The organism is Micrococcus sp. H39-S4 (assembly GCF_027158145.1).
GTDB lineage: Bacteria > Actinomycetota > Actinomycetes > Actinomycetales > Micrococcaceae > Micrococcus > Micrococcus luteus.
On record NZ_JAPVLT010000003.1, the window covers coordinates 108,415 to 125,073 of the forward strand.

The window sequence follows — 16,659 nt, forward strand, 5'->3', positions numbered from 1 at the left end:
GTCAGCGCCTCCGGGAGGTCGGGTCGAGGGCCTCGCGCAGGGACTCGCCCAGCAGGGTGAAGCCGAGCGCGGTGATGGCGATGCACAGGCCGGGCAGGAACGCGAGCCACGGGTTGATGCCCAGCTCGGCCTGCGCGTAGGTGAGCATGCGGCCCCACTCGGCGGTCTCGGGGCGGCCGCCGCCGAGGCCGAGGAAGGACAGGGCGGCCGCGTCGATCACGGCCGTGGCCAGGGTGAGCGTGGCCTGCACGATCACGGGGCCCAGCGAGTTCGGCAGCACGTGGGACATCGTGATCCGTCCGCGCGAGAGGCCGAGGGTCTGCGCCGCGAGCACGTAGTCCGACCCCTTCTGCGTGAGCATCGAGGACCGCAGCAGTCGCGCGAACACGGGCACCTGCGCCACCCCGATCGCGATCATCACCGCGAACGGGGTCTGCCCGAGGATCGCCGCGATGGACACCGCCAGCAGCAGGTTCGGCACCGAGAGCAGGATGTCCACGACGCGCATCACCACGGAGTCCACCCAGCCGCCGAACGTGCCGGCCAGCAGGCCGAGCAGCATGCCGCCGGCCAGGCCGAACGCCGTCGAGATGACGCCGATGAGCAGCGAGGCCTGCGCGCCCCAGATCAGCTTGGAGAGCACGTCCCCGCCGAAGCGGTCCAGGCCCAGCGGGTAGCCGGCCACCTCGCCGGGGCCGGGCACGTGGGTGGGGCGGATCTCGCGCATGCCGGGTGTGGCCGTGCCCGCGTACGGGGCCAGCACCGGGGCGAGGACGGCCACGAGCACGAAGAGCAGCACGATCACGGCGCCGGCGATCGCCGCCGGGTTGCGGCGCAGCCGCTGGAACGCGGCGCCCCACACGGAGGTGCCGCGGGTGTCCGCGGCGGCCTCGGTGGTCGCCTGGGTGGCCCCGGCCTCGACGGGCGCCAGCGCGTGCTCGACGGCGTGCTCGGTGGGTCCGCCGCCGGGGCTGGGGGGCAGGTTCACGCTCATGAGACACGCACCCTCGGGTCGATGAGGCCGTAGGAGACGTCCACGACCAGGTTGATCAGCGAGTAGAGCAGGGCGATGAAGATGATGAAGCCCTGCAGCACCGGGAAGTCGAGCTGGAAGATCGCCTGCGCGAGGAACCGGCCGATCCCGTTGAACGCGAACACCGTCTCGGTGAGCACCGCCCCGGAGATCAGCAGGCCCAGCTGCAGGCCGAGCGTGGTGCTCACCGGCAGCAGGGCGTTGCGCATGATGAACCGGTTTCGGATCAGGCGCGGGGCCAGGCCCTTGGCGCGGGCCGTGCGCACGAAGTCCGCGTCCTGCACGTCCAGCACGGAGGCACGGGTGATGCGCGCGATGATCGCCAGCGGGATGGTGCCCAGCGCGATGCCGGGCAGCACCAGGTGGGTCAGCGCGTTCAGGGCCGCGTCCCACTCCGCGGTGATGATGCCGTCCCACACGTAGAAGTTCGTGTAGTGGGTGGCGTCGATCCGCGGGTCCTGCCGGCCGTCCGTGGGCAGCCAGCCCAGCTTCACCGCGAACACCCACTTGAGGATGAACGCCAGGAAGAACACGGGCACCACCACGCCGACCAGGGACAGCACGACGGCGACGTCGTCCTGCCACCGGCCCACATGGCGGGCCGCCCAGTAGCCGAGCGGGATGCCGATGGCCACCGCGAACACGATCGCGAAGACCGAGAGCTCCAGCGTGGCCGGGAAGCGGTCCGCGAACTCCTCGACCACGGACCGGTTCGTCATGGTCGAGGTGCCGAAGTCGCCGCGCAGCAGCCGCCCCATGTAGGTGAGGTACTGCTCGAGCAGGGGCTTGTCGAAGCCGTACGCCGCGTTCACGCGGGCCACGGCCTCGGGGGTGGCGCGGTCGCCGAGCAGGGCGGTGGCGGGGCCTCCGGGCAGGCTGCGGACCCACACGAACAGCAGGACGGACAGTCCGAACAGGGTGGGGATCAGCAGCAGCAGGCGCTTGCCGATGAGTCTGAGCACGAGGGGCCTCCATGCCGGCGCGGGGGCCGGGCCGGTCGGTGCGAGGGACGGGCGGTGGCGGGCGGGCCGGCGACGACGGCGCGGGGGCGCGGCGCCGTCGTCGCCGGTGGGGCGGGTCGTCCCCGGCCCGCCGGGCTCACTCGGTCAGGTCGATCTCGTTGAAGACCTCGTCGTTGACCGGGCTCGCCGGGTAGGAGGCCACGCGCTTGTCGAAGGCCAGCGACGGGGCCGGGTGGGCGAGCGGGACCGCCGGGACGATCTCGGAGATCTGCTCGTTGATCTCCTGGTACTTCGGCGTCTGCTCCTCGAGCGTCGGGATCTGACGGGCCTCCTCGAGGGCGGAGAACAGCTCCTCGTCGGTGAAGCCGAACTCGGGCTTCTCCTGGCCGAAGAACACGCCCACGAAGTTGTCCGTGTCGTTGTAGTCACCGGTCCAGCCGAGCAGGTGGATGCCGTGGTCCGAGGTGCCCTGCACCTGGTCGAGGTAGTCCGGGCTCCACTTGGCCGGCTTCGCGTTCACCGTGATGCCCACCTCGGCCAGCTGGCTCGAGAGGTTGGAGAACGCCTGCTCGGGGGTCGGCATGTACGGGCGCGAGACGCCGGTGGGGTAGTTGAAGTCGATCGTGAAGCCGTCCGGGTAGCCGGCCTCGGCGAGCAGCGCCTTGGCCTTGGCGGGGTCGTGCTCGTACGTGGTGACGTCCTCGCTGTACCCGTTCACGGACTTCGGGATGAACTGGGTGGCGGGCTCCGTGCCCTCGGGGAGGGTCTGCGCGATGAGGGCGTCCTTGTCGATCGCGTGGGCGATCGCCTGGCGCACCCTGACGTCCTGGAGCTCCTCCTTCTCCTGGTTCAGGCCCAGGTAGAGGATGGTGAACGGGTCGCGGGCCACCACGTTGAAGCCGGCCTCGGACAGGGCCGCGGTGTCCGCGGGGGCCACGAGGTCGTAGCCGTCGATGTCCCCGGCCTCGAGCGCCTGACGGCGGGCCACCGGGTCGTCGATCACGCGGAAGGTGATGTCCGTGACCTCGCCGCCCTCGCCCCAGTAGTCCTCGTTGGCGGTGAGCTTGACGTCCTCGCCCACGCTCCAGGACTCGAACTTGTAGGGGCCGGTGCCGGTGGGGTGTGCCCGGGCGTACTCGGACATCTGGGGCGACTCGGCGGTGCCGCCGACCTCGTCCGCCTTGTACTCCTCGAGCGCCTTCGGCGACTGCATGGCGAAGGCCGGCAGGGACAGGGAGGAGATGAAGCCCGCGAACGGCTGCGCCAGCGTGATCTTCACCTCGTGCTCGCCGGTGGCCTCGCACTCCTTGTAGACGGCGTCCTCGGGCTTGTCCGCGAAGCCGCGGAACAGCTTGCCGTAGTAGTACGAGAGGGTCTCCGACTGCTGGATGCCCGTGAAGTTGTACCAGCGGTCGAAGTTGGCGCACACGGCCTCCCCGTTGAACGGCTCGCCGTCGTGGAAGGTCACGCCCTCCTTCAGCTGGAACGTGTGGGTCAGGCCGTCCTCCGAGGACTCCCAGGACTCGGCCAGCAGCGGCGCGGGGTCCGCGGTGCCCGGCTTCGTGCCCACGAGGCCCTCGAAGATCTGACGGGAGACCCGGAAGGTCTCGCCGTCGGAGGCGAAGGCCGGGTCCAGGGTCTTCGGGTCGGAGGAGGCGGCGAAGATGAACGAGCCGTCCACTTGGGCGGCGTCGCCCCCGCCCGAGCCGCCGGAGCCGCCGCCGTCGCGCTGGCTCTGGGCGCAGCCGGTGACGAGCAGGGCGCCGGCCGCGGTGAGCGCGGCGGCGGACAGGAGTCGGTGACGCAGACGGGTGGCCATGGGGGCTCCTCCGGGAGAGGTCTCAGCCGAGACGCGGGTGCGAGGGGACCGCGCCGTCGGGTGTGACCTCGGGCACGCTCCTGGACGTGACTATAGCCACAAGCGCGGGCAGGAACGCAACGCAGGCCGCGTCTGCGCGTGCGGCACGGCGCCCTCAGGCCCCGGTGGGCACCCGCTCCCGACGCGCGGCGGCCCGCTCGCGGACCCAGCGCAGCACGTCCTCCGGACGGTTGGTGGTGAGCTCCTGCACCCCCTGGGCGAGGAGGAACTCGGCGTCCTCGCGCTCGTCGACGGTCCACACCCGCAGGCGTCGCCCCGCCGCCAGCCACGCCTTCACGTCCGCCAGGTGCTCCCGCACGTAGGCCACGGAGGGCCCCGCCAGCCCGGCTCGGCCGCGCCAGACGAGCGCCTCGGACCCGGCCAGCGACTGACGCGCCGCCGCACGCACCGCCGCCCGGCTCAGCGGCCCCCGCGCGAGCCGGGTCGGCAGCTCCGTCGGCATGAGGTCCATCAGGGGGCAGAGGGGGTCCGTGCCGGCCAGCGGCGCCACGTGGCGCAGCGCGTCCGGATGGAAGCTCATGAGGGACACCTGCACCTGACCCACCCGGCCGGTCTCCGGGTCCCAGCCGGCCCGCAGCAGCTCCCGCAGCACCCGCTCCTCGAGCTCGTGCCCGAACGGGGAGGGGTGCTTGAGCTCGACGGCCAGGCGCAGCGGCCGGTCCGCGGCCGTCGCGATCGCCAGGAGGTCGGCCAGGGTGAGCACCTGCTCCCCCGCGCCGCCGTACGCGGCGGGCGGCGCCGTCGTCGTGGCGGGCTCGGCCCCCGGACGCCGGGCGTGCCACGAGACGACGTCGAGGCCGCGCAGACGATCCAGCGTGTGGTCCGCGACCGCGCCGTGCCCGTCCGAGGTGCGATCCACGGTGGGGTCGTGCCAGCAGACGACCTCACGGTCCCGCGTGAGCTGGACGTCGCATTCGAGACCGTCCGCGCCCACGGCGAGGGCGTGGAGCATGGCGGCGCGGGTGTGCTCGGGGAAGGCGGCGGAGGCACCGCGGTGGGCGATCACGAGGGCGGGCACGCCGCCAGGCTAGGGAGCGCGTGTGCCGACCACGTCACCGCAGGGTGCCCGGCTGGTTAACTGGTGGGGACCATTCGGTGCACGCGATCAGGAGCCTCCCGTGTCCTTCTCCCCCGACCCCGCCCAGCAGCTGCTCAGCGCCGGTGCCCTCGAACGCGCGGCGGGCCTGCGGCGCATGAAGGCCGTCGCCCTGGGGCTGCTCATCCTGCTGGCCGTGGTGTTCGTGGTCGCGTTCCCGTTGCAGGACACCCACCCGGTGTGGGGCTACGTGCGCGCCGCCGCGGAGGGCGGCATGGTCGGCGCACTGGCGGACTGGTTCGCGGTCACGGCGCTGTTCCGCCACCCGATGGGCGTGCCCGTGCCGCACACCGCCCTGATCCCGCGGAAGAAGGACCAGCTCGGCGCCGCGCTGACCGAGTTCGTGCAGGAGAACTTCCTGGACTCGGAGGTCGCCCACGAGAAGGTCGACGGACTGAAGGTGGCCGAGGCCGCCGGCGGCTGGCTGCGCCGTGAGGAGAACGCGGCTCGCACCGCCCGGGAGATCGCGACGGCGGCCCGGGGCGCCATGGCCGCGGCCGACGACGACGCCGTCCAGGAGCTGCTGCGCCAGCTGATGGAACGCCACATGGTGGCCCCGGACTGGTCCCCCACGCTCGCAGGCGTGCTGGAGGACGTGGTGGCCGGACGGCACCACGAGCGCGTGGTGGACCTCGTGGTCGCCCACACCGGGGACTGGGTGGCCGCCCACCCCGAGCTGTTCGTCGAGACGGTGCGCCGTCGCTCCCCCGAGTGGAGCCCGGACCTCGTGGACCGCCTCCTCGCCGAGAGACTGCACGCCGAGACCCTCAAGTATCTCGCCGGCATCCGCCGCGACCGGGAGCACGAGGCCCGCCGCGCCGTCGACGACTGGCTCGACCGCCTCGCCGACGAGATGCGGAACGAGCCCGCCACCCGCGCCTCGGTGGAACGGTTCAAGCGGAACCTTTTCGCGGACGAACGGCTGCGCGCGTGGGCCGGGCGGGCCTGGGTCTCCCTGCGGGACTCGCTCCTGGACGCGCTCGAGGACCCGTCCTCCGACCTGCATCGCGCGCTCGTGGCCGCCCTGCGCGACCTCGGCGCCCGCCTGCAGGAGGACCCCGAGCTGCGCGACCGCGTGGACGGCCACGCCCGCCGCGCCGCGGCGTATGCGCTGAGCTCCTACGGCCCGGCGCTCACCGGGGTGATCGAGGAGACGGTCGCCCGCTGGGACGGCGAGCAGACCGCGCGCACCCTCGAGCTGTTCGTGGGCAAGGACCTGCAGTTCATCCGCATCAACGGCTCGGTCGTCGGCGCGCTCGCGGGCCTGGCGATCCACGGGGTGGCCACGCTGTTCCTCTGAGCCGCCGCGCCCGCCCCGCACTTTCGAACGCGAGATGGGGCGAATGGGCGCTTTCGAACGTGAGATAGGGCCTATCTCACGTTCGAAAGCGCGGGGGCGGAGCCGAAGGATGCGGGGGCGGGGCCGTCAGGCGGCGGGCTTGCCCTTCTTCTGCCTGTCGTCCTTCTCGTCCTTGCCGCCGGGCAGGGCGCGACGGATCGCGCCGAGGACGCCGCCGTCGTCCTTGGCGCCCGCCGACTCCCCCCCGGCGCGCCCCTGTGCGGCGCCCTCGCGGATCTCGCCGGGGATCACCATCGGCAGGGGGCCGAAGAGCTCCGCGGCGTTCTCCATCACGGCCTTGCCCATGGCGCGGTTGCCCACGCCGCCGATCACGGCGCCCACGCCGAACGGCACGGCGCGGCCCACGAAGCCGGCACCCTGCCGCAGGAGCATCTTGCGCATGAACGTCCTCTTGAGGCGATCCACCACGAACGCGCTGATGCCGGTGCCCGATGCGGTGCCCGCGAGCGCGTTGAGGCTGGACTGCGGGTCGTAGGGACGGCCGGCCTTGGCGGCGGCCTCGCGGAGCAGCTCCTTGGCGTCGTCGCCGAGCATGAGGCCCATGACGAGGGCCTGGGCGCGCTGCGGGTCCTGCGTGGTGATGCCGTGCAGCTCGGCGAGGGACTGCGCGTAGAGGGCGGTGGCCTCCATGAAGCCGGCGACCGCGACACCGGACAGGCCGAGCGCGGCCACGGTGCCGATGCCCGGGACGATCGCGGTGCCGCCCACGGCGGCACCGGCCCCCGTGACGGTGGTCAGGTACTGCTGCCCGAGCCGCTCGGCGAGACGCTCCGGGCTCTCCCCCGGGTGCTTCGCCGCCATGCGCTGGATGTTCTTCAGGACCAGGGGGCGCTGGACCGCCAACACCGTGGAGAGGGCCTTCTCGAAGCCCTCCGTGGGCTCGCCGTTCTCATCGAGTGCCGACTTCAGCCCGAAGTCCTTCACCTTCCCGGACGCGTACCGGCCGATCGTCGAGTTCTTTGCCATGCGCGCCACAGTATCGGCGCGCGACCCCCGCGGTCAGGACCCGGGCGTCGCCGCGCGCAGGGAGTGCTCGAGGAAGATGCGCACGTCACGGACCTCGTCGGGGCCGGTCCCGTGCAAGATCCCGGGGTAGGTGCGCACGGTCAGGCGGGTGTGCTCCTCGGCCCACGCGCGGGTGTGGGCGACGGCGTCCGGATGGATCACGGGATCCTCGGCGTCCCGGCCCCAGAAGAACGGGCGCGGGCCCGGTCCCTCGGCCGGGGAGTCGAGCATGGCCAGCAGCTCGTTGTCGACGGCGAAGCCGCTCAGGCCCACACCGCAGGTGAACGCCTCGGGGCGCAGACGCAGGACCGTCGTCGCCATGGCCATGCCCTGGGAGAAGCCGAGCACCGAGACCGTGCGGAAGCCGGCCGCCACGACCTCCTCGGCGGAGAGCACGTCGAACACGCGGTGGGCGGCGGCGAGCACCTGGGCGAAGTCGGACTGCAGCAGCAGGTCGAGCAGGAACCAGCCGTGCGCGCCGGGGTCGCCCGGGCCTTCGGACGCCGTCTCGTCGATCTCGAAGCCGCCGCGCACCGCCAGGCCGGTGCACCGCTCCGGGAGCATCGGGAAGTGGCGGCGCGCCGCGCGGACCTCGTTGGAGCCGTAGCCGTGGAACACGAGCACCAGGTCCGTGCCCGCGCGCTCCGCCGGCGGGCGCGACCACACCACGCTGTGGCCGGAGCTGATCGTCTCGGTGACTGGTGCGGGCGTGGGGCTCATGGCTCCATCCTAGGGAGGACCCCCGACCGGGCGTCATGCCTAGTCAGGGGCCGCTCTCCGGTGGGCCCTGCGGGGATCGAACCCGCGACCGGCGGATTAAAAGTCCGATGCTCTGCCAGCTGAGCTAAAGGCCCCCACCCGCGGCCGACGACGACGGCGCGCGGCCGACGACGGCGACCCTCACGGGTGCCCTCCGATGGTAGCCCAGGCGTCCGGGGCACTACCGTGGACGGGGCCGCCGCCTCCGGCGACCACATCCCCACCCCGATGCGCCCTCGAAGGGAGCCCGCCCATGGCACGTCACCGCCTGCCCGCCGGCCGCGGCGCCAGCTCGAGCGCCTCGGGCGTGCTGCGCCCCCACCGGCCCCGCCTCTCGGAACCGCAGGAGCTCACGCACTTCGCCGGCGGCGAAGACCCGCAGGAAGTGGCCGCGGCGGCCTCGCGCCTGGCCCACGCCCTCGTGGCCGGCGGCCGCGCGGAGGAGGACCCGGCCATCGTCGAGCGGCTGGTCGGGCTGGTCCGCGAGCTGGGCGTCGAGACGCTCGCCGAGCTGTGGGCGGACGCCCCGCCCGTCTCGCTCGCCGGCGCCCTGTGGCGCCTGTACGCGCTCCAGGAGGCGACGACCCGCGACGGCGAGCGCTGGGCCGCCTGGTACCGCGCCGGGCATGCCGCCTACGCCTCGCGCGTCGTGGCGGGCGCCGTCGAGCCGCCGGGGCCGGCCGAGCTGCGCCGCCTCACGGACACGATCCTCACGGGCGCCTACCGCTCCGAGATCGACGTCGCGTTCGAGCGCGCCGCGGCCTACGCCCGCGTCGTGGCTCTGGGCCAGGTCGAGCACGCCGAGGGCTCCGAGGCCGCCGCCCCGGACCGCGCCGCCGCCCTCACCCGCCGGGCCGCGCGCCTGGTCAGCACCGCCGACGCCCTGGAGGCGGCGGGTCGAGCGTTTCGGGACGGATCGCTAGACTGATGGGGACGGCGCCGGGCCGCTGGTAACCCCGGGCTCCAACACATAGCCGCTGCGAGCGGCCTTCCGCCGAGAGGCGTTCCCGGTCCGGCGTCGTCGTCGACCCCTTCGCCACCCGTCGACGAGAGAGCGACCGCTGCCCATGTCCCCCCGCATGCCCTGGCTCGTCACGCGCGACACCCCGGCGCTGCGCCACATGGCGGACCTCGCCGAGGCCCTGCACCGGGCGGTGCACCTGGTGGCCCAGGTCGCGGGGACCCGCGGACCCGAGGCGGACCGTGCCGCCCGTGAGCTCGAGGAGCTCGACTCGTCCTCGAGCGCCACCCTCATGGCCTTCCTCACCGCGCTGCGCAGCGCCTACGTGACTCCGCTGCCCCGTCAGGACCTCTACCGGCTGGCCAGCGGCGTGCACGCGGCCACCCGGCGCGTCGTGTCGGCGGGCGTGCTGATCCAACGGGCCGACCTCGAGGAGCTGCCGACGCACGCCCTCGACGTCCTCGAGACCGTGGGTCGTCAGGCCGAGCTGCTCGCCCGCGGCGCCGCCGAGATGCGCGACCTCGACGCCCTGGAGGCCACGTGGATGCAGCTGCTGCGCGCCTCCCGCCGCACGGAGCGGATCATGGTCGAGTGGCTCGCCGATCTCGGCATGGACCTGCTGCAGCGCGACTACAACCGCCAGCGCGAGGTCGCCTGGGCGCTGCACGCGGCGCTCGAGGCTCTCTCCCGCGTGAACATGGACCTGGGCATGGTGCTCGTCCGTGAGTCCTGAGCCGGTGGAGGCGCCGTGACCGCGGGGCTCGCCGTCGTCCTCGTGCTGCTGTGCGCCGTCGGCGCGCTGATGGGGTTCCGTGACGCCCCCAACGCCGCGGCGCTGCCTGTCCGGTACCGGGCGCTGACACCGCGCGGGGCCCTCCTCCTGACCGGAGCGGTCAACACCGTGGGCGCGCTGCTGGGCATCGGGCTCATCACGCTGAGCGTGCACTACTTCACCTCGCCCGCGGTGCGCAGCGAGATCGGCCCCCTGGCCGTGGGCGTGTCCTGCGCGGTGACCCTCGTGTGGGGTCTGCTGCTGTGGTGGCGGCGCCTGCCCGGCTCCAGCACGCACGCGCTGATCTCCGCGCTGGCGGGCAGCCACCTCGCCGTGCGCCTGAGCCTGCACATCGACGTCGCCCACACCATCTTCGACCTCGTCCGCGCCGAGGTGCTGCTCAGCCTGCTGCTCTCGCCCCTGATCGCGTGGGCGCTCGCCCGCCTGCTCACCGCGCCCGCCACGCGGCTCGCCACCCGCGGCACCACGGTCAACGTCCAGCACCGGGCCCGCGTCGCGTTGGGCATCTCCGCCAGCGCCATGGCCATGGGCCACGGCCTGCAGGCCGGTCAGCGCATGGGGGTGCTGTGGGCCGCCGTGCTGGTGGGGTCCGGGTCCGTCCTGGCGCCGGACGCCCTGACGGCCGAGTTCGTGGGGGGCGCGTTCCTGTTCGCCCTCGCGGTCGGGCTCGGCACGCTAGGCGGCGCCTGGCGGATCGCCTGGACCCTCACCGAGCGTCTCGTGCGCCTCGACCCCCTGCGGGCGTCCGTGGCCGCCGTCATCCCCGCGGGCCTGCTGTTCGTCGGATCCCTGGTGTTCCACCTGCCCCTGTCCTCCACCCACACGGCGACGGCGGCCATCGTGGGCGCCGGCCAGACGCAGACCTACGCGTCCGTGCGCTGGCCCACCGTGCTGCGCGTGGTCGGCTGGTGGCTGCTCACGCCGGTGGCCTGCGCCCTCCTCGGCCTCCTCGGCACGCTGGCCCTCCTCCCGCTGGCCTGAGGCCGCGCCCGACGACGACGCCCGGCCCCGCAGACGCCGCGACCCCGCCCGGCGTGCGGCCGGACGGGGTCGGGGACGGAGCGCGGGGCGGCTCAGCCGAAACGGCCGGAGACGTAGTCCTCGGTCTGCTGGCTCGAGGGGTTGTTGAAGATGACGTTGGTGTCGTCGTACTCGATCAGCTTGCCGGGCTTGCCGACGCCCTGGATGTTGAAGAACGCGGTCTTGTCCGCCACGCGCGCGGCCTGCTGCATGTTGTGCGTGACGATGATGACCGTGTACTCCTCCTTGAGCTCGTTGATCAGGTCCTCGACGGCGAGGGTGGAGATCGGGTCGAGCGCGGAGCAGGGCTCGTCCATGAGGATCACGTCGGGCTGCACCGCGATGGAGCGGGCGATGCACAGACGCTGCTGCTGACCGCCGGAGAGGCCGGAGCCGGGCTTGTCGAGGCGGTCCTTGACCTCGTTCCACAGGTTGGCGCCGCGCAGGGACTTCTCCACGAGCTCGTCCGCACGGGACTTGTTCAGGCGGGTGCCGTTGAGCTTGTAGCCGGCCAGCACGTTGTCGCGGATGGACATCGTGGGGAACGGGTTCGGGCGCTGGAAGACCATGCCGATCTGGGAACGGACGCGGACCGGGTCCACACCGGGCCCGTAGATGTCCTCGCCGTCGAGCAGGAGCTGGCCGTCCACGGTGGCGCCGGGGAGCACCTCGTGCATGCGGTTGATGCTGCGCAGGAAGGTGGTCTTGCCGCAGCCGGAGGGGCCGATGAAGGCAGTGACGGAGCGGGGGGCGATGTCGATGTTGACGCCCTCGACGGCCTTGAACTTGCCGTAGAAGACATCGACGTCGACGGCCTGGATGCGCTTGGACATGAGTGGTTCTGTTCCTTCGTGGAAGTCTCTGGGGGGGTGCGACGGGGTCGGGGCCGGCCGCCCGGGGGATTCCGGGCGGCCGGGCCTCACCGGCCCTTCTTGGGGGCGAACGCCTTGGCGATGAACCGTGCCGCCAGGTTGAGCAGCATGACGATGGTGACGAGCAGCAGGGCGGCTGCCCAGGCGCGGGCGGTCGAGGGGTCCGCCGCCGTAGGCGAGGTCGGGGCGACCAGCTGGCGGTAGATGTACACCGGCAGCGCGGTCATCCAGTTGTCGAACGGGTTCCAGTTGATGCTGGTGGCGAAGCCGGCCGTCACGAGGATCGGCGCGGTCTCGCCCGCCACGCGGGCGATGGCCAGGGTGACGCCGGAGGCGATGCCGGAGATCGCGGTGGGCAGGACCACCTTGGCGATGGTCTGCCACTTGCGCACGCCGAGGGCGTAGGCGCCCTCGCGCAGCTCGTTGGGCACCACACGGAGCATCTCCTCCGTGGATCGCACGACCACGGGGATCATGAGCACCGAGAGCGCGATCGCGGCCGTGAGACCCATCTGCACGGACTGCAGTGCGGTGGACTTGCTGCCGGTGACCAGGGTCAGGACCCACGTGATCGCGGCGTAGGCGAAGAGGCCGGCCACGATCGAGGGGATGCCGGTCATGACGTCCACGAAGAACACGATGGCGCGGGAGAACCAGCCGCCGCGGCTGTACTCCACCAGGTAGATGGAGGTGAGCATGCCGATCGGCACGGAGATCAGGGTCGCGATGATCGTGATCACGACGGTGCCGATCAGGGCGTGGCCGAAACCGCCCGCGAGCCCGCCGGCGGGCTTGCCGTCCTCCACCCACGCCGAGTCGTCGATGCCGGTGATGCCCTTCATGTCGTACGCCATGATCTGCGGGTTGGCGATCAGGGTCGGCAGACCGGCGGAGAGGACCGACCACAGCACGGAGACCAGCGGCACCAGGGCCACGAGGAACGCCAGCCACACGAGGTTGCGGCACAGGCCGTCTGCGGCGCGGCGCCGGTTCTCCATCACGCGGGTGGCCACGTAGAGCCCCGCGATGTAGAGGATGGCGGCGATGATCACGAAACCGACGACGTTGAAGGCGCCGCTGAGCAGCACGGTCAGGCCGGCGGCGACGACGGCCGCGGCAGCTGCGACGGCCATCCAGGTCCAGCCGGGCTTCTGACCCTCGGTCAGGGAGTGACGCCGCGGCGTCACGCTGTCCTCGGTGGCCCGGGGAGAAGTCGAGACAGTGCTCATGTCAGTTGGCTCCCGAGAATTCCTTGTGCTTGTTCACGATCGCGCGGGCGATCATGTTCACCGCCAGGGTGATGATGAAGAGCATGAGACCGGCAGCGATCAGCTCGTGCAGGCGCATGTTGAACGCCTCGGGGAAGTTGAGCGCGATCTCCGACGGGATCGTCTGGTTCCTGCCGGACTCCACGAGCGACCAGGAGAAGACGCCGCCGGAGAGCACCATGGTGACCGCCATGGTCTCGCCGAGCGCGCGGCCGAGGCCGAGCATGATCGAGGAGACGATGCCGGCCCGGGCGAACGGGAACACGGTCATCTTGATCATCTCCCAGCGCGTGGCGCCGAGGCCGAGCGCGGCCTCCTCGTGGAGCTTCGGGGTCTGGGTGAAGATCTCACGGCAGAGCGCGGTGATGATCGGCAGAACCATCACGGCCAGCACGACGCCCGAGGTCAGCAGGGTGCGGCCCGTGGTGGTGGCCGAGCCGCCGAAGAACGGGATGAAGCCCAGGTTCTCGTTGAGCCAGCCGTAGATCGGCACCATCAGCGGAGCGAGCGTCAGCCAGCCCCACACGCCGTAGACCACGGAGGGGATCGCGGCCAGCAGATCGATCACGAAGCCCACCGACTGCGCGATGCGCGGGGGCGCATAGTGCGAGATGAACAGGGCGACACCGATCGCGACCGGGGTGGCGATGAGCAGAGCGATGATCGACACCATCACGGTGCCGGCCATGAGCGGCCACACGTACTGGAAGAAGGAGTCCGCAGACACGAGCTCCGCGCCCGGCTGCAGGGCAGGCCATGCCTCCGTCAGGAGGAAGACCGCCACGAAGGCGAGCACGAGCAGGATCAGGACGGCGGCCGCAAGGGCCCCGCCGGAGAGGAGCTTGTCTCCGGCGGCTCCGCGGCGGGGGCCGCGCAGGCTGGACGGCTTCGGTGCCGCCTCGTTGGTGGTTGAGGACACAGTGCCTTCCCTCAGATCGACGTGCGTGGTGATGGACGGGCCGCGACGAACGAGAGCCCTGACGCGGCTTCAGCCGCCGGGCCCGTGGGGCCCGGCGGCCGAAGCGGCGGTGGGTCAGCCGACAAGAAGCGACATCAGCCCTTGACCGAGATGGCCTCGATGCGCTCCATGGCCTTCTTGCGGGTGTCCTCGGAGATCGGGGCGTTGCCCGCGGACTCCTCGGCGGTCTTCTGACCGTCCTCGGACACGACGTACTCGGCGAAGGCCTTGACCTGGTCCACGGTCTCCTGCGACTCGTACTGGTTGCAGTAGATGTGGTAGGAGACCAACACGACGGGGTACACGCCGGACTCGTCGGTGGCGCGGTCGAGCTCGATCGAGCCGTCCTCCTTGGCCTCGGACTTCTCGACGGTCGCGGCCGCGGCCTCGGCGGAGTACTTCACGTACTCCTCGCCGACCTTCACGGACACGGTGCCCAGCTCGCCCACGGCGGAGGCGTCGGCGTAGGTGATGGCGCCCTCGGTCTGGGAGGCCAGGCCCACGACACCCTTGGTGCCCTGGGCCGACTCGGCGGTGATGTCGGACGGCCAGGTCTCGACCTCGTCGTAGGACCAGGCATCGCCGGCGGCCTCGGTGAGGTAGGCGGTGAAGTTCTCGGTGGTGCCCGAGTCGTCGGAACGGTGCACGACGGTGATCGGGGTGTCGGGCAGCTCGACGCCCTCGTTCTGCGCGGCGATGGCCTCGTCGTTCCAGTTCTTGATCTCGCCGGAGAACACCTTGGCGATGGTCTCGGCGTCCATCTTGACCTCATCGACGCCCGGCAGGTTGTAGGCCACGGCGATCGGGGAGATGTAGGCCGGCACGTGGAACGCACCCTCGTCGCCGCAGTTCTCCTTGGCGGACTCAGCCTCCTCCTCCTTGAGGGCGGCGTCGGAGCCGGCGAAGGAGGTGGCGCCGGCGAGGAACTTCTCACGACCGGCACCGGAGCCGTCCGGGGAGTACTGCACGGTCAGGTTCGGAGCGATCTCGGTGACACCCTGGGTCCAGGCGGTCATGGCCGCCTCCTGCGAGGAGGCGCCGGCGCCGACCAGGTTGCCCTGGACCTCGGAGGTGGTGCCCTGCTCGCCGCCGGCGGAGCCGGAGGCATGCTCGCCGCCGGCGGAGCCGGAGGCATCGGAGCCGCCGTTGCCGCTGTCCGCGGAGGAGCAGGCGGTCAGGGCGATGGCGGCCACGGACAGGAGGGCGGCGGAGCGGCCGAAGCGGTGAGCCTTCACGAAGAGCCTCTTTCAATCGGATGACGACGGTGAGGGCAGAGCGTCCGGCTGGCCCGGTTCTGCACCGCACCCGACCGTACGGTCCAGAGGTGAATCGAGTGCTCGGCCGGGGTGAACAGATGGTGAACGGGAGCGGCATTCGCAGGAATGATCTGTGCCGTGGGCCACAATGCTTGGTTGAGCCTCGCACGGCGGGGGCACCGCGGCGTCGGACTAGGCTGGCCGCATGACGGACCGCTTCGCCACCGCCACGGGCACGGTGCCGATGGTCGACCCCCAGACCCGCGGGGAACGTCTCGGCCGCTTCCTGCGTCGGCGCGCCCGTGCGGGCTGGTCCCGCGTCCGCTCCTCCGTGGGCCAGGCCGCCCTCGTCGCTGTCTGCGCGGTGGGCGCCTACTGGTTCGCGGAGGCCGTCCTGGGCCACCAGCAGCCCCTGTTCGCCTCCACCGCCCTACTGATCGCCCTCGGCTTCCAACGGGAGCCGAAGCTGCGCAAGGTGGCCGAGGTCGCCGTCGGCTGCACCGTCGGCATCCTGATCGGGGACCTGCTCATGGTCGGGCTCGGCCGCGGCCTGTGGCAGGCCTCGGTGGTCCTGTTCGTGTCCGTGATGGTGGCCCGGTTCCTGGACTCCGGCGCCACGTTCACGATGCAGATGTCCCTGCAGTCCGTCCTCGTGGTCCTCCTGCCCACCGGCACGGGAGGGCCGTTCGTCCGCAGCCAGGACGCGATCGTGGGCGGCGTCCTGGCCCTGCTCGTCACGTTCCTCTCGCCCCAGGACGTGCGCCGTCCCGCGGTGCGTCAGCTGGGTGGACTCTACGACTCGATCGCCACGGTGCTGCGCGACCTCTCCCGGGCCCTGCGGGAGAACGACTCCCGCACCGCCTGGATGGCGCTCGTGGCCAGCCGCGGCACGCACACCACGCTGGAGGCGCTGCGCAAGGAGCTGCGCGTCACGCATGAGCAGACCGTGTTCAACCCGCTGCACCGCTCCTCGCGCTCCTTCGTGGAGGACGCGGTGAACGCGGCGGACCGCTCGGACCTGGCGGTGCGCTCCCTGCGGATCGTGGCCCGGCGGGTGGTCTCGGTCCTGGACGAGGGTGTGTTCGACGACGACGACCGCGAGCGCCTGGCAGCCTGGTTCGACGACGCCGCGGACGCCGTCGAGATCCTGCACCGCTCCCTCGTGGAGCCGCAGGCCGAGGGCCGCCATCGCTCGCTGTCCGTGGCGCGGGACGCCCTGGGGGCGTCCGCGTCCGCGCTGGACCCGCACCAGCTGGGCGGCGGGTCCGTGCACGGCGAGGCGCTCGTGATGCTGCTGCGGCCCATGATGGTGGACCTCATCGAGGCCACGGGCGCCGAGCACGACGAGGCGCGCGGCTACCTGCCCCGCGTCTGAGCCCGACGGCGGCGCACGGCCCCGGCGGCCGACGTCGGACCGCGCGCGGTGCCGGCTAACGC

General features: G+C 72.2%; 15 protein-coding genes and 1 tRNA gene. 5 read left to right on the forward strand and 11 right to left on the reverse strand.

Features of this window, described 5'->3' with window-relative positions:
- Nucleotide 1: 1 nt before the first annotated feature.
- The 4 genes from O3T09_RS04325 to O3T09_RS04340 all read right to left on the reverse strand — a co-directional run bounded on the left by O3T09_RS04325 (nucleotide 2) and on the right by O3T09_RS04340 (nucleotide 4,892).
- Nucleotides 2-994 carry an ABC transporter permease gene (locus O3T09_RS04325; RefSeq protein WP_069941073.1) on the reverse strand — a complete coding sequence of 331 codons (993 nt, stop codon included), beginning with the start codon at nucleotides 992-994 and terminating at the stop codon, nucleotides 2-4.
- Nucleotides 991-1,995 (reverse strand): ABC transporter permease, encoded by a 1,005-nt coding sequence (locus tag O3T09_RS04330; RefSeq protein WP_069941074.1) that lies wholly within the window; start codon nucleotides 1,993-1,995, stop codon nucleotides 991-993. The genes O3T09_RS04325 and O3T09_RS04330 overlap by 4 nt, the downstream gene beginning before the upstream one ends.
- Before the next feature lie 136 nt (nucleotides 1,996-2,131).
- On the reverse strand, nucleotides 2,132-3,814 hold the full coding sequence (locus O3T09_RS04335) for an ABC transporter substrate-binding protein (protein WP_041103597.1): 1,683 nt from the start codon (nucleotides 3,812-3,814) through the stop codon (nucleotides 2,132-2,134).
- A gap of 154 nt (nucleotides 3,815-3,968) precedes the next feature.
- Nucleotides 3,969-4,892: a glycerophosphodiester phosphodiesterase gene (locus tag O3T09_RS04340; protein WP_269295400.1), complete on the reverse strand. Its 924-nt coding sequence runs from the start codon at nucleotides 4,890-4,892 to the stop codon at nucleotides 3,969-3,971.
- Between the two features lie 100 nt (nucleotides 4,893-4,992).
- On the opposite strand from O3T09_RS04340, the gene O3T09_RS04345 reads away from it, so the two are divergent.
- Nucleotides 4,993-6,270, forward strand: coding sequence for a DUF445 domain-containing protein (locus tag O3T09_RS04345; RefSeq protein ID WP_061867608.1), 1,278 nt, complete (start codon nucleotides 4,993-4,995; stop codon nucleotides 6,268-6,270).
- Between the two features lie 126 nt (nucleotides 6,271-6,396).
- Here the strand turns inward: O3T09_RS04345 and O3T09_RS04350 are convergent, their stop codons facing one another.
- The 3 genes from O3T09_RS04350 to O3T09_RS04360 form a co-directional block, all read right to left on the reverse strand.
- Nucleotides 6,397-7,296, reverse strand: coding sequence for a hypothetical protein (locus tag O3T09_RS04350; RefSeq protein WP_101965646.1), 900 nt, complete (start codon nucleotides 7,294-7,296; stop codon nucleotides 6,397-6,399).
- A gap of 33 nt (nucleotides 7,297-7,329) precedes the next feature.
- Nucleotides 7,330-8,055, reverse strand: coding sequence for an alpha/beta hydrolase (locus O3T09_RS04355; RefSeq protein WP_036383543.1), 726 nt, complete (start codon nucleotides 8,053-8,055; stop codon nucleotides 7,330-7,332).
- Between the two features lie 61 nt (nucleotides 8,056-8,116).
- Nucleotides 8,117-8,189 (reverse strand) — tRNA-Lys (locus tag O3T09_RS04360).
- A 158-nt stretch (nucleotides 8,190-8,347) separates the two neighbouring features.
- Between O3T09_RS04360 and O3T09_RS04365 the strand changes: the two genes are divergently transcribed.
- From O3T09_RS04365 to O3T09_RS04375, 3 genes are all read left to right on the forward strand, one after another.
- Entirely contained in the window at nucleotides 8,348-9,022 is a 675-nt protein-coding gene (locus O3T09_RS04365) for a hypothetical protein (protein WP_041103592.1), read from the forward strand.
- A gap of 139 nt (nucleotides 9,023-9,161) precedes the next feature.
- Nucleotides 9,162-9,788, forward strand: a complete 627-nt coding sequence (locus O3T09_RS04370; RefSeq protein ID WP_098471078.1) for a hypothetical protein — start codon at nucleotides 9,162-9,164, stop codon at nucleotides 9,786-9,788.
- A gap of 15 nt (nucleotides 9,789-9,803) precedes the next feature.
- Nucleotides 9,804-10,829 (forward strand): inorganic phosphate transporter, encoded by a 1,026-nt coding sequence (locus O3T09_RS04375; RefSeq protein ID WP_041103591.1) that lies wholly within the window; start codon nucleotides 9,804-9,806, stop codon nucleotides 10,827-10,829.
- Between the two features lie 92 nt (nucleotides 10,830-10,921).
- On the opposite strand, the gene pstB is transcribed toward O3T09_RS04375, so the two are convergent.
- From pstB to pstS, 4 genes are all read right to left on the reverse strand, one after another.
- A complete protein-coding gene (pstB, locus tag O3T09_RS04380) occupies nucleotides 10,922-11,701 on the reverse strand; it encodes a phosphate ABC transporter ATP-binding protein PstB (protein ID WP_041103590.1) in 780 nt (259 codons plus the stop codon).
- Nucleotides 11,702-11,787: 86 nt separating this feature from the next.
- On the reverse strand, nucleotides 11,788-12,969 hold the full coding sequence (pstA, locus tag O3T09_RS04385) for a phosphate ABC transporter permease PstA (protein WP_036384203.1): 1,182 nt from the start codon (nucleotides 12,967-12,969) through the stop codon (nucleotides 11,788-11,790).
- Nucleotide 12,970: 1 nt separating this feature from the next.
- Nucleotides 12,971-13,927, reverse strand: coding sequence for a phosphate ABC transporter permease subunit PstC (gene pstC / locus O3T09_RS04390; RefSeq protein ID WP_044658633.1), 957 nt, complete (start codon nucleotides 13,925-13,927; stop codon nucleotides 12,971-12,973).
- A gap of 134 nt (nucleotides 13,928-14,061) precedes the next feature.
- Nucleotides 14,062-15,201 (reverse strand): phosphate ABC transporter substrate-binding protein PstS, encoded by a 1,140-nt coding sequence (gene pstS / locus O3T09_RS04395; protein WP_020624566.1) that lies wholly within the window; start codon nucleotides 15,199-15,201, stop codon nucleotides 14,062-14,064.
- Nucleotides 15,202-15,427: 226 nt separating this feature from the next.
- On the opposite strand from pstS, the gene O3T09_RS04400 reads away from it, so the two are divergent.
- Nucleotides 15,428-16,597, forward strand: coding sequence for an FUSC family protein (locus O3T09_RS04400; protein ID WP_069941088.1), 1,170 nt, complete (start codon nucleotides 15,428-15,430; stop codon nucleotides 16,595-16,597).
- Nucleotides 16,598-16,659 lie beyond the last annotated feature (62 nt).

Bases quoted from the DNA above. Each gene is read 5' to 3' on its own strand.
- O3T09_RS04325 (WP_069941073.1), bottom strand. From the start codon at position 994: ATGAGCGTGAACCTGCCCCCCAGCCCCGGCGGCGGACCCACCGAGCAC.
- O3T09_RS04335 (WP_041103597.1), bottom strand. From the start codon at position 3,814: ATGGCCACCCGTCTGCGTCACCGACTCCTGTCCGCCGCCGCGCTCACC.
- O3T09_RS04350 (WP_101965646.1), bottom strand. From the start codon at position 7,296: ATGGCAAAGAACTCGACGATCGGCCGGTACGCGTCCGGGAAGGTGAAG.
- O3T09_RS04355 (WP_036383543.1), bottom strand. From the start codon at position 8,055: ATGAGCCCCACGCCCGCACCAGTCACCGAGACGATCAGCTCCGGCCAC.
- O3T09_RS04365 (WP_041103592.1), top strand. From the start codon at position 8,348: ATGGCACGTCACCGCCTGCCCGCCGGCCGCGGCGCCAGCTCGAGCGCC.
- O3T09_RS04370 (WP_098471078.1), top strand. From the start codon at position 9,162: ATGTCCCCCCGCATGCCCTGGCTCGTCACGCGCGACACCCCGGCGCTG.
- pstB (WP_041103590.1), bottom strand. From the start codon at position 11,701: ATGTCCAAGCGCATCCAGGCCGTCGACGTCGATGTCTTCTACGGCAAG.
- pstA (WP_036384203.1), bottom strand. From the start codon at position 12,969: ATGAGCACTGTCTCGACTTCTCCCCGGGCCACCGAGGACAGCGTGACG.
- O3T09_RS04400 (WP_069941088.1), top strand. From the start codon at position 15,428: ATGACGGACCGCTTCGCCACCGCCACGGGCACGGTGCCGATGGTCGAC.